The sequence below is a fragment of the Acinetobacter bereziniae LMG 1003 = CIP 70.12 genome, from assembly GCF_000368925.1.
Taxonomy (GTDB): domain Bacteria; phylum Pseudomonadota; class Gammaproteobacteria; order Pseudomonadales; family Moraxellaceae; genus Acinetobacter; species Acinetobacter bereziniae.
The window spans coordinates 156,492-168,519 of sequence record NZ_KB849755.1 but is presented as its reverse complement, the minus strand read 5'-3'; the positions used below and the strand labels follow the sequence as shown (position 1 = coordinate 168,519).

Sequence of the window (12,028 nt, the reverse complement as noted above, 5' to 3'; positions counted from 1 at the left end):
AGCATATTAAGCGCTTATGGCATATCGTAAATATAACGAATTGTTTGTAAATCCGATTCAATCATGAGTTTGAGGGAGTGTTCATCACTCCTCGAATAGAGGCAAAATAAATGAGTGCATTAAAAGGAATTCGAGTTTTAGATCTCAGTAGAGTACTTGCAGGTCCGTGGTGTGGGCAAGTGTTGGCAGACTTAGGTGCAGAAGTCATTAAAATCGAACGCCCTAAAGTGGGAGATGATACCCGTATGTGGGGACCACCTTGGATGCTGAATCAACATGGTCAAACTACTCGGGAGTCAGGTTATTACCAATCTGCAAATCGTAATAAATCTTCTGTTGCCATTGATATTGCAACTGTAGAAGGTCAAAAACTGGTACAACATATTGCTCAAACCGCGGATGTGGTCATCGAAAATTTTAAAGCCGGATCATTAAAAAAATATGGTTTGGATTACGCAACCTTGAGCCAGATTAATCCAAAGCTAATTTACTGCTCAATTACAGGCTTTGGTCAAGATGGACCACGTGCTGAAGAGCCAGGCTATGATTTTATCATCCAAGGCATGTCAGGATTGATGAGTATCACGGGAGAACAAGAAGGTCAGTTGGGCGCAAGTTCACAAAAAGTCGGTGTGGCGGTTGTGGATATTCAAACGGGTTTATATGCAACCATTGCGATTCAAGCTGCGATTATTGCTCGCCAGCAAACAGGAGTAGGTCAGTACATTGATTTAGCACTACTCGATGTACAGGTTGCTGGTTTGGCGAATCAAGGAATGAATTATTTAAGTTCAGGTTGTACACCTAAACGGATGGGCAATAGTCATCCTAATATCGTGCCATATCAAACTTTTAAAGCGCGAGACAAAGAATTTATTATTGCCTGTGGAAATGACAAGCAATTTAAAGATTTGTGTATTGCGATAGGCAAACCTGAATTATTGGATAATTCAAATTACCTTCGTAATCAAGATCGGGTGAAATATCGGCATGAATTAATAGCGATTTTGTCTGAATATTTCTTGACGCATGATGCTAGACATTGGGTGGATGCCATTCATGCTGTCAAAGTGCCTGTAGGTGTGATTAATTCTGTTGCGGATGCTTTACAAGAGCCGCAAATCCAATCTCGTAACATGGTTGTCAATATTCCACATGTGGATAATACTGACTTTAAAATGATTGGTTCACCGATCAAAATGTCAGGAACACCGATTCAATATCGCAATGCTCCCCCACGTTTGGGAGAGCATACAAAAGAGATTCTAGAGCAACTCTATACTGATAATGAATTACAAGCATTTAAACAACAGGGCATTATTGATGGAATCGGTCTTTAAACACAGTTAAAAATACACAAATATTGAATGCACTTTGTGGTACATGATCAGCACTTCATCTGAGTTAATCAAAATAGCCTTTCTTCTAAAAGATAAAAGAAAGGCTGGAGAATACATATGATTTTGCTAAGTGATGTAATTGTTGTTTAAGCTGTGGTTGGAAGTGTACGTTGTTGCATTAACACTTGTTGTGCAATATGTACTTCTTCTGCAGCTTTTGGGTTTATTGCATGCCATTGATCATTTGCATCTAATTCCCAAGCGCGAACATTGTCTTTTAGATAGCTGAGTAAACCATAGTCAATGATTTGCTTTTTAAGTTTTTTATCTTCGATTGGGAAGCAGGTTTCAACACGTGAAAACAGATTTCTGCCCATCCAGTCTGCACTGGCACAATACAACTCATCCTGACCATCGTTATAGAAATAATAAACTCGGGTGTGTTCCAGGTAGCGTCCTACAATCGAACGCACGCGAATATTTTCGGAAAGCCCTTGTATTTGCGGTCTTAAACAGCAGATTGAACGTATGATCAAATCTATCTGAACACCAGTTTGAGAGGCTGTATACAATGCTGAGATGAGTTTTGGTTCAGTTAAAGCATTTACTTTAATGATAATTCTGGCTTTTTTACCTACTTTGGCATGTGCTGTTTCTTGTTCAATCAAATGCAAAAGCTGTGCATGTAAGGTGAAGGGTGCATGAAATAATTTTTTCAGCTTTAACAGTTTCCCCATACCAGTTAGTTCTTGGAAGATTTTATGAACGTCCTCACAGATTTCTTCATGTGTCGTGAGTAAACCGTAATCGGTGTACATACGCGCATTTCCAGCATGATAGTTTCCCGTGCCAAGATGAACATAACGTTTTAGTTTCCCAGCTTCTCGCCGTACAATCAAAATCATTTTGGCGTGGGTTTTGTAGCCAACAATTCCATAAACCACAACTGCACCAGCTTCTTGCAAAATATTAGCTACTGTAATATTGGATTCTTCATCAAAGCGTGCACGCAATTCAATGATGGCCGTAACTTCTTTGCCATTGCGAGCAGCTTCTGCCAACACTTGTACAATTTCTGAATCGGGTCCACTACGATACAAGGTTTGCTTGATGGCAAGTACGTTTGGATCTTGTGCCGATTCACGCAATAAGTTAATGACGGGTTTAAATGAATCAAATGGATGGTGTAAAAGTACATCTTGCTTAGTCAGTACTTCAAAGATTTTATTCGAATTTCGAAGTGCTTTAGGAATAACAGCTTGATAAGGTTTAAAACGTAATTCAGGAATATCAAAGTTGGTGATTAATCGGGTCAAATTAACAGGACCATTCACTTGATATAGGTGTTGTGGATCAAGATCAAACTGTTCTAAAAGATAATGATTGATTGAATGAGGACAATTGTCAGCAATTTCTAATCGAACCGCACGACCAAAACGCCGTGAGGATAACTCGTCTTTCAAAGCAACAGCGAGGTCATCAACATCTTCTGCGAGTGTCAAATCAGCATTCCGTGTCACGCGAAATTGGTAACAGCCCGTTGCAGTCATTCCTGGGAATAAATCGCTGATATGTTGTTGGATGATTGCAGACAGCAAAATATAATGTTCTTCGCCACCTGTCAGTTCATCAGGTAGACGCACCACACGCGGTAATGAACGTGGAGCAGGAACAATTGCCAATTCAATTTGTCGACCAAATGCGTCTTTTCCTTCTAAGGTGACAATAAAATTTAAGCTTTTATTGACCAGTCGAGGAAATGGATGTGCTGGATCCAAGCTGATAGGGGTAACCACAGGTTGAACTTGTTTAAAGAAGTAGTGCTTAATCCAATCCAGATGTTTTTCTAAGATATTGTGATATTGGATGAATTTAACGCCATAGTTTTCAAGTTCTGGTAACAGTATGTGGTTTAGAGTGTCATATTGCTCTTGAATCGCAAGGTGAGCACTTGCTGAGATTTGTTCAATGATCACTTCATTGGGAATACCATCAGGCGCACTAGTAATGGTTTTGAAGTCAATTTGCTTCATGAGTCCAGCTACACGAATTTCAAAAAATTCATCCAAATTACGTGAAAAAATAATTAAGAAATTTAAACGTTCAAGTAAGGGATGATTTTTATCTTTGGCTTGTGCCAATACGCGTTTATGAAATTCTAGCAATGAAATTTCACGATTGATGTAGCTACTTGAACTGTGTTGAAATTCAGTTGAGGATAAATTTTTTGAAGCGGGCATGATCTGCGTCATTTGAAACTGTCTTAACGACCTTGATGGGCATAGTAAGTATTCTACATGACAAAATTGTTACAGTTAGCTAAAATATTGAAAATTATTTCAATTTTAACATATTTGTAAATTATTTTTAAAACGATACTTAAACAGGGGTTCTTGGGGATATCGCTTCAACATCTTGTTCTATCAAACTGTTGAAGCGTGTAAGTGTTAATTTTAAAATTGACATTGATCATTTTTAAGTTTTAGCTCATATACTTTTTCTGCTGAACTTAGTTTCATTTTCACATAATAGGGATTTCGTCTTTGGAATTCATTTTCAAAAATTAAACCACAGTTTTCAAGCATACCTTGCATGAGAAATTGCTGGGTTTTTTCTTTACCCATGCTGTCAGAAAATTGTTTGAAATTTTCGGATGTAATAATTCCTTCGAGATCAATGTGATCATGATACAAACGTATTTTTTCGATCACAGTATTTTGGTCAATTTGAACGGGTAATACACGTGAATCCTCATCACTTAAGGCATTTAAAACATCATCTAAATTTTTTGAATCCTTAATTTTGTAATTTTGTTCAATGAGTTGATTTTGAATTAAATAGTCATCCAATTCAGTTGCATAACTCGGGATGGATAAGCTCAGTAAAAGGGTTGTTATTGATGAAGATATTATTTTGAAATTCATTTGAATAATACACTTATTAAAAATATGGATTTATTATACTCAATCAAACAATATGTACCAGTGTTGTGACTTACTTTTATCAAAAGCTTACATTACTCACCTATTTAAGGTGTTGGAAAAAAATGCAGAACTCGATTTGCTTCTTTTTCAAAATGCTTTAAAGCGTCTTGATCAGGTGGTTGTATATTGCACATACCTAAATTTGAGTTTTTTTCGACATCACAGGTGTATCTCCAATCACCGCGATGAAATAAACTATAATTTGCCGTTTTGTTTACCCTATAGTCATACACTTGGTTATGATCATCCCAAATCACAGTCATAGCATTGGTTTCACATTGATCCATATCAGCAAGTGTAGAATTATAATAAGTTAGTTTTTGATTGATAAAAAATAAATTGTATTGATAATCTCCAAAAAAATTTTCACATTTCGAATTATTTTTTTTCTTTGCTCTTATATTGATTGCGGTAAATTTATATCCATCTAGCTCAGCATCATATCGATTTGCACTATAAATTTTTTCTAAATTTTCTAATTCATCTGGGTAAGGGGATTTTAGTGTGTATGATTTGTAATTAGGAATTGATCTAATTTTTTGATTGTCAAAATAGCCTCTATATTTGTGAGTTTTAAAAAATTGATAAGGTGGAGGTTGATCAGGATTTAAAGCACCTAGAACCTGATCTCCTATTGTAAAGCCTAATTGATTTAAGGTTAATGTACCATATACACCTTGATAACCATTGTTTATAGACACAGGCTGTACTAAACGGCTGTGTTCAGAGGCTGCTGTTCGAATTTGTAAACTACCTAAAGACCTTGTTTGGAATGGAAAACTAACATTAAAGTTTTTAAGTTTGTATATAGCAGCAATAGATAAAGGAACATCAAATGTTAAAGTGTTTGAGTTGTTTGTTTTGATTGCCGTAATTTTGAGTTGTTTATATTTTTTTTCGATACAGGGTAATCCTAGAAAACCACATTTTTTTACTGTTCCAGTTAGACCTAATACACTGTAATTAGGATGATAGACGGCATAACCTTCAATCGGTATGTTTAGCATTTCATTTTTTTGTTGCTGACTCAATGTGCCAGATGTGTCATATAGATCAAGTGTTATGATTAAGTTTTTTGCATGTTGAATTGATGTAACTGTGATTAAAAAGCAACTGAATATAAATTTTTTCATTGTTAATACCGTATTTACACGAACTCGAATATTCAATGATTTTAATATGATTTAATTTTAATAAATAGTTATTGTAGATAAATGTAATAATTGATAAGCCCTAAATATTGAAACTACCCAAAAAAATATGATCAAGTCATGGAAGTATAAAAACAACCTTCAAATCAAAATAAGCACCATAATTGGTGCTTATTTTATGGATATGACTTGATCTTAACTTTAGAAAACTAATCTTTTTTTAAGTTTTCATTGATCAAGAATTCAACCAATGCTTTTTGTGCATGTAAGCGATTTTCTGCTTCATCCCACACCACTGCATTTTTATGATCCAACATATTTTCAGAAACTTCCTCACCACGATGTGCAGGAAGACAATGCATAAATAAACAATCAGGATGTGCTAAATCCATCAATTTTTCATTGACCTGATAAGCAGCGAAAGCTTTTTCACGAATTTTTTGTTCTTCCTCTTGTCCCATACTTGCCCAAACATCGGTGACTATGAGGTCTGCATTTACAGCAGCATCTTCAGCAGATTCAAACAGTTCAACACAATGGGCAAACTCAGAAAGAAATTCTGGTTTTGGTTCATAACCTTTTGGCGAAGCAATTTTTAATTTAAAACCCCACATATGTGCTGCTTCAATATAGGAGTTACACATATTATTGCCATCCCCAATCCAAGCCACTGTCTTTCCTTCAATTGAACCACGATGTTCAACATAGGTCTGTACATCAGCCAATAACTGGCATGGGTGATGGTCATCGGTCAATGCATTGATCACGGGCACAGAAGAATATTCAGCAAAACGTTCGACAATATCATGACCAAAAGTACGAATCATGACGATATCAAGCATACTAGAAATGACTCGAGCTGAATCTTCAATCGGCTCACCACGTCCAAGTTGTGTATCACGAGATGATAGAAAAATTGCACTGCCACCAAACTGGCTCATACCAGCTTCAAAGGAGACACGAGTACGGGTGCTCGACTTTTCAAAAATCATCCCCATGACTTTTCCAACAAAAGGTTGGAATACTTCGTTATTGTGCTGTTTTCGCTTTAACTCTATAGCGCGTTCGATGATGCGATTCAGTTCAGCAGTGGATAAGTCACGTAAAGTAAGAAAATGTCGTAGAGCCATGGTTACTCCACAATAATTGTCTAGTCAAAGCCAATAGCGAATTGACCAACAATTCATTGTTGGTTGATGAAAATAAAAAGGAGAATCATCTAATATACTATATGAATATGAAAACGCAAAAAAATTAGACCTTTTGATGCCCTTGTAGGAAGCGATCTACGCAATAACTGATGCAATCGAGTATTTCTTGATCAGAATCTTTAATTTCAATCCCCATCAAGATTCGCCATTCTAAATTTCTAAGGATGCCAAAATAGAATTGTGCTGAATAAAGTGGATTTTCACAGACCAGTTTTTGGTTTTCTGCATAACGTTCTAAAGCACTAGCAATCGAAAGTTGGACTTGTTTGGGACCCTTTTCATGAATATAGAGTGCCAATTGTGGATCTTTTTGTGAGCGTTCAAAGATCAGACGTATAAATGCAATGTTATCGGGCATGATCATATGCTTATAGAAGGTGATTAAGGTGGTAATTAGATAAGCACGAAGATCATTACATGATGGGTTGAACGGTCGGCAGATATCTTTAAAAAAAAGATCACGGCGATAATCGCAAATTGCGGTAAATAGACCTTCTTTATTGCCGAAATACTTATAAATCGACGCCTTTGAACCACCCGCATGATTGACAATGTCATCGAGTGATACCGCATCATAACCATGTTCCAAAAAAAGTTGATTTGCACTAATCAATAATGCCAAACGACGTTCATGACCACGTTTTGTTTGTGGAAAATCACATCCAGAGGCTTCAATATGTGCTAAATCTTGGTTCATAAATTGCGAATAAAAAGTACGTTGTAATTATTATAGCAAAAATGTCAATAAATTTCTTTGTCAGTATTGATTTGTCTTGTTTGGTTAGAAATTGTGCATTAAATTGAAAAAATGAATCAAAATTCATTTTTCTTTGACTAAAGTTTTAGAGTAATATGCCTAAATGGTCATATGCGATTTACAAATTATGGCTATACTCAAAACTCAATAAACAAGTGACCACTGTGGAAGGGAATATGACACAACAAACGTCTGCAGGCTTAAGATTTAGACAAGCGCTAGAAGTGGAAAAACCATTACAAATCATTGGTACAGTCAATGCCTATGCCGCAATGATGGCGAAACAAGTGGGTTATAAAGCAATCTATGTTTCAGGTGCTGGGGTAGCCAATTATTCATATGGTTTACCAGATTTAGGGATGACGAGCTTAGACAATGTATTGGAAGATGTTCGCCGTATTACAGAACGTGTAGACACACCATTATTGGTCGATATTGATACAGGTTGGGGCGGTGCCTTTAATATTGCACGTACAATAAAACAAATGATCAGTGCAGGTGCTGCTGCTGTTCATATCGAAGATCAAGTGGCGCAAAAGCGTTGCGGGCACCGTCCAAATAAAGAAATCGTTTCTCAGCAAGAAATGGTCGATCGTATTAAAGCAGCAGTCGATGCTAAAACCGATTCAAACTTTGTCGTAATGGCACGTACAGATGCCTTACAAAAAGAAGGATTACAAGCGGTTATTGACCGTGCATGTGCCTGTGTTGAAGCGGGTGCTGACGCAATATTTGCTGAAGCCATGACGGACATCACTATGTATAAAACCGTATGCGATGCAGTAGGTGTACCTGTACTTGCCAACATTACCGAGTTTGGTGATACCCCGTATTACACCACTGAAGAGTTAGGTGAGCAGGGTATTAGCATGGTGCTATATCCACTTTCTGCAACACGTGCAATGCAAAAAGCTGCACTCGAAGTTTTTCGATCTATTCGTGAAAATGGTACTCAAGTCAATGTATTGGATACCATGCAACAACGTAAAGAGCTTTACGAATTCCTTGATTATCACACTTTTGAAAATACTCTAGACAAGCTGTTCACGCAGGAGAAATAATAAAATGGCTGAAGGAAAAGTACTCACAGGCGCAGGACTGCGCGGTCAAGTTGCTGGTAAAACAGCACTTTCTACAGTTGGTAAAAGTGGCGCTGGTTTAACCTATCGCGGTTACGATGTGCAAGACCTTGCAGAAAATTGCCAATTTGAAGAAGTTGCTTATCTGATTTTCTTTGGTGAATTACCGACCGTAGAACAATTGGTTGCATATAAGGCAAAATTAAAATCTTTGCGTCAATTACCACAAGCGTTAAAAGAAGTCTTGGAACGTATTCCTGCTGATTCACACCCAATGGATGTGATGCGTACAGGCGTTTCAATGTTAGGTAATCTTGAAACAGAAAAGTCATTTGAACAACAGCAAGATGTTGCAGATCGTATTCTAGCGACTTTGCCAGCAATCATTTGTTATTGGTATCGTTTTAGCCATGATGGCGTGCGTATTGAAGAAAATACCGATGATGATTCAATTGGCGCTCAATTCCTGCATTTACTTCGTGGTGAGAAACCGAATGAATTGCATGAACAAGTGATGAATGTTTCGTTAATTCTTTATGCTGAGCATGAGTTTAATGCATCTACATTCACTGCGCGTGTTTGTGCATCAACCTTGTCTGATATGCATTCATGTATTACAGGTGCAATTGGTTCACTTCGTGGTCCATTGCATGGTGGTGCAAATGAAGCGGCTATGGAAATGATTGAAAACTGGACCTCTCCTGAAGAAGCTGAGCGTGAAATGCTGGGCAAGCTTGAGCGTAAAGAAAAAATCATGGGCTTTGGTCATGCGATCTATAAAGACAATGATCCTCGTAACGGCATTATCAAAATTTGGTCTGAGCGTTTAGCAAAAGATGTAGGTGATACAGTACTTTATCCAGTATCTGTTCGTTGTGAAGAAGTGATGTGGCGTGAGAAGAAATTGTTCTGTAATGCAGACTTCTTCCATGCATCTGCTTATCACTTTATGGATATTGCGACTAAATTGTTTACCCCAATTTTTGTGATGTCTCGTGTTACTGGTTGGGCTGCACATGTCATGGAACAACGTGCAGACAATCGTATTATTCGTCCAAGTGCGGATTATACAGGACCAGAACTTCGTAAAGTTGTTCCAATCGCTGAACGTTCAGCTGCCTAATTTTCAATTATTAGCATGTTTATAGATAAAGCCTGAATTCAGGCTTTATCTATGTATTGTTCAACGAAAAAACGATAATCTTTTTATCACCTCATGTGTTGATGAAATTTCTGCAACACAGAGTGAAAGGCTTGTTAAAGTCGCTTTTTGAACCGCTTGTGCACTCATTGCTCCAGCACCCAGATCGGGATGATCCATAGTGGCTGTACCATCAGATACAAAAATCACTTTATAATTTCTAAAATGTGCATCACGGGCAGTCGATTCACAACACATATTTGTTACTGTTCCTGTAATAATAAGCGTCTCAATTCCTAATTTTTTTAGATACTGATCTAAATCGGTGTTGTAGAAAGCACTGTAACGATTTTTTTTAATAACAAGCTCATCTTTTTGCGGTGCAAGATCAGGGTAAATTTCAACACCTTCGGTGTCATCTACCAAAGCTGATTGTTGATCTATCGGAGACCAAAAATCTGACATCAGCCCCATATCGCTTCGGTCTTTTTGATGTACATGAGTTGTATAGATTATTGTTAACCCTTTTTCTCTGCTTATCGTAGCTAAACTTTTTATATTGGGAACAATTTCTGTTGCCATTGGGACCCACATGGATGCATCAGGTTTAACAAAATCGTTTTCCATGTCTATGATCAACAGTGCAGTTTTTTTAGGGTTGTTGATTTCAAATTTCATAACTTTTCCTTAATTTATAAAGTGATTGCGGTTTCACATCATTGGATCGAGAACAGATAAAAAGCATATAAAACGTTTATTTTTTATTTAAACTTAATTATTAGATCATGATTTTTAAAGGTAAATGATACTTTGTTAGTATAATTTTATACTTGATAACGTTCATCTGGGGGCGAGATGTAATGAGTTTTAAATATGAATTTTAGAAAATTAAAAGCATATTCCTTGAGTAATCATGAGGATTCAATCCTTAACAACTTACAGGAAAGTAAGATGGATATTGATTTATTGTATGTTAAGAATGTTTTAATGACGCCAAATAAAATTGATGGATGATGATATGTTTATTTTATAGTAGTGCCTCCTAGGAGGCTTTACTTATTGAGGAAGCTGACCATTAGGGAAAAGAATGACCGCTTCTTCACGTGTATACCCCTCATCAAACGGTAAGCTCAGAGATTCAAAAGTAATCAGAGTACCTTTGTTTTTTGGTAGTTCAAAAGCTTGTTTCAGTTTAATGTCAGGGTTGTAACTGGTTAAATTCATTGCTTTACTTTGATTTTCGGCATTCAGAACTGTGAATATTGAGCTGTATACTTTACTCAATGATTCTGTACCTTGTGCTGATGAGACATTTTGTTCAAGTAAATTAAGCTTAAAATCACGTACATCTAATGCTTTAAGTGGCTTAAGTTGGGTATGAATCTTGACTAATGCTTGATTAAATGTGGCTTGGTCTTTAATTGTAGAGAATCTTTCATCATATTTTGGTAAATCATACTTTTTCTCGTTTAGGGGATAATAATAAACTTTAGGAACGGAATAACTTTTTGAATTTTCAACAACAAATACATGTTTAGTCTTTGAATCATAACCGAGAACTTGCAGCGTAATATTACTGTAATCATTTGCGAAAGCTGCACAACTGAACATCAGTAAAATGCTTGATGCGATTATTTTTGACATTTTTGCCTCATCATTTTTTAGGTAATAATAAAATAGGATCTTCAATATCATAACCTGTTTCTTCAGGAATACCGTAATATTTGACAATCACTAACATCTTGTTGTGATTTGGCACAACATAATTCTGACTAATTTTTATTGTTTTAGCATAGTGAACAGCCTGTTGATTGTTGCTTTTTAAAACAGGGGTGTTAACGCTGTATATGCTTTTGTATTCAGGAATCTTTTCTGATTGATCATGCCAAGCAGGAACGTATCGTGTTTGACTTTTCACGATCTGAATTTTTGCCGTATTGGCATTGCCAGTGAGCAGAGGTATCAATCGCTTTTTTATTTTCGCGAGGTCTTTTTCAAATTGAGTACCATCTTGATCATAATCAATTTGGTGAGTTTTAGGATGAACGTAGAGGGATTTAACTTCAATCAAACGATCTGGTGATTTGCTATTTAACTGGTAATAATATAATTGTGCTAGGCGTCCACTTTCATCTTCAAAATGTCTGAGTAAATAAAGTTTTTGTTCTTTTGTTTCATAGCCGAGTACTTCAATGTGTTGACCCCCTCCCACAGTAGCATAACAATGTAATGACATTGTAAGAGTCATGCCGATGGATAAGTATTTTAAAAAGTGCATGAGTTGATATTCTTTTGATGCGTGTTTGTTATTTTGCATAATTTTCATCCAATTAAACGTAGTCTTTAAGTAATTCATGTGTTGTAT

The 12,028-nt window shown here is 36.4% G+C and carries 11 protein-coding genes; 3 read left to right on the top strand and 8 right to left on the bottom strand.

The window, feature by feature from the left end; all coding sequences use genetic code 11:
- Positions 1–110 precede the first annotated feature (110 nt).
- Positions 111–1,340 (top strand): CaiB/BaiF CoA transferase family protein, encoded by a 1,230-nt coding sequence (locus tag F938_RS02660; protein ID WP_005029182.1) that lies wholly within the window; start codon positions 111–113, stop codon positions 1,338–1,340.
- 146 nt (positions 1,341–1,486) lie between these two features.
- Here F938_RS02660 and ppk1 read toward each other — a convergent pair whose 3' ends face one another.
- The 5 genes from ppk1 to F938_RS02635 all read right to left on the bottom strand — a co-directional run bounded on the left by ppk1 (position 1,487) and on the right by F938_RS02635 (position 7,383).
- The gene (ppk1, locus tag F938_RS02655) at positions 1,487–3,592 is read right to left on the bottom strand and encodes a polyphosphate kinase 1 (protein WP_005029180.1); all 2,106 of its coding nucleotides are present in this window, start codon (positions 3,590–3,592) and stop codon (positions 1,487–1,489) included.
- A gap of 201 nt (positions 3,593–3,793) precedes the next feature.
- A complete protein-coding gene (locus tag F938_RS02650) occupies positions 3,794–4,264 on the bottom strand; it encodes a hypothetical protein (RefSeq protein ID WP_005029178.1) in 471 nt (156 codons plus the stop codon).
- A 104-nt stretch (positions 4,265–4,368) separates the two neighbouring features.
- Complete coding sequence (locus tag F938_RS02645) at positions 4,369–5,457, bottom strand: hypothetical protein (protein WP_005029177.1); 1,089 nt, start codon at positions 5,455–5,457, stop codon at positions 4,369–4,371.
- Between the two features lie 227 nt (positions 5,458–5,684).
- The gene (argF, locus tag F938_RS02640; RefSeq protein ID WP_005029175.1) at positions 5,685–6,605 is read right to left on the bottom strand and encodes an ornithine carbamoyltransferase; all 921 of its coding nucleotides are present in this window, start codon (positions 6,603–6,605) and stop codon (positions 5,685–5,687) included.
- A gap of 124 nt (positions 6,606–6,729) precedes the next feature.
- Complete coding sequence (locus F938_RS02635) at positions 6,730–7,383, bottom strand: TetR/AcrR family transcriptional regulator (protein ID WP_005029173.1); 654 nt, start codon at positions 7,381–7,383, stop codon at positions 6,730–6,732.
- A gap of 236 nt (positions 7,384–7,619) precedes the next feature.
- On the opposite strand from F938_RS02635, the gene prpB reads away from it, so the two are divergent.
- A complete protein-coding gene (gene prpB / locus F938_RS02630; RefSeq protein WP_004830929.1) occupies positions 7,620–8,504 on the top strand; it encodes a methylisocitrate lyase in 885 nt (294 codons plus the stop codon).
- A 4-nt stretch (positions 8,505–8,508) separates the two neighbouring features.
- Complete coding sequence (prpC, locus tag F938_RS02625; protein ID WP_005029169.1) at positions 8,509–9,645, top strand: bifunctional 2-methylcitrate synthase/citrate synthase; 1,137 nt, start codon at positions 8,509–8,511, stop codon at positions 9,643–9,645.
- Positions 9,646–9,705: 60 nt separating this feature from the next.
- Here the strand turns inward: prpC and F938_RS02620 are convergent, their stop codons facing one another.
- The 3 genes from F938_RS02620 to F938_RS02610 form a co-directional block, all read right to left on the bottom strand.
- On the bottom strand, positions 9,706–10,341 hold the full coding sequence (locus F938_RS02620) for an isochorismatase family protein (protein WP_005029167.1): 636 nt from the start codon (positions 10,339–10,341) through the stop codon (positions 9,706–9,708).
- 378 nt (positions 10,342–10,719) lie between these two features.
- Positions 10,720–11,307, bottom strand: coding sequence for a hypothetical protein (locus tag F938_RS02615; protein WP_005029163.1), 588 nt, complete (start codon positions 11,305–11,307; stop codon positions 10,720–10,722).
- A 10-nt stretch (positions 11,308–11,317) separates the two neighbouring features.
- A complete protein-coding gene (locus tag F938_RS02610; protein ID WP_034715089.1) occupies positions 11,318–11,941 on the bottom strand; it encodes a hypothetical protein in 624 nt (207 codons plus the stop codon).
- Positions 11,942–12,028 lie beyond the last annotated feature (87 nt).

What these genes read in the sequence shown, in the direction of transcription:
- F938_RS02660 (WP_005029182.1), top strand. Translation starts at nt 111, where the DNA reads ATGAGTGCATTAAAAGGAATTCGAGTTTTAGATCTCAGTAGAGTACTT.
- ppk1 (WP_005029180.1), bottom strand. Translation starts at nt 3,592, where the DNA reads ATGACGCAGATCATGCCCGCTTCAAAAAATTTATCCTCAACTGAATTT.
- F938_RS02650 (WP_005029178.1), bottom strand. Translation starts at nt 4,264, where the DNA reads ATGAATTTCAAAATAATATCTTCATCAATAACAACCCTTTTACTGAGC.
- F938_RS02645 (WP_005029177.1), bottom strand. Translation starts at nt 5,457, where the DNA reads ATGAAAAAATTTATATTCAGTTGCTTTTTAATCACAGTTACATCAATT.
- argF (WP_005029175.1), bottom strand. Translation starts at nt 6,605, where the DNA reads ATGGCTCTACGACATTTTCTTACTTTACGTGACTTATCCACTGCTGAA.
- F938_RS02635 (WP_005029173.1), bottom strand. Translation starts at nt 7,383, where the DNA reads ATGAACCAAGATTTAGCACATATTGAAGCCTCTGGATGTGATTTTCCA.
- prpB (WP_004830929.1), top strand. Translation starts at nt 7,620, where the DNA reads ATGACACAACAAACGTCTGCAGGCTTAAGATTTAGACAAGCGCTAGAA.
- prpC (WP_005029169.1), top strand. Translation starts at nt 8,509, where the DNA reads ATGGCTGAAGGAAAAGTACTCACAGGCGCAGGACTGCGCGGTCAAGTT.
- F938_RS02620 (WP_005029167.1), bottom strand. Translation starts at nt 10,341, where the DNA reads ATGAAATTTGAAATCAACAACCCTAAAAAAACTGCACTGTTGATCATA.
- F938_RS02615 (WP_005029163.1), bottom strand. Translation starts at nt 11,307, where the DNA reads ATGTCAAAAATAATCGCATCAAGCATTTTACTGATGTTCAGTTGTGCA.
- F938_RS02610 (WP_034715089.1), bottom strand. Translation starts at nt 11,941, where the DNA reads ATGCACTTTTTAAAATACTTATCCATCGGCATGACTCTTACAATGTCA.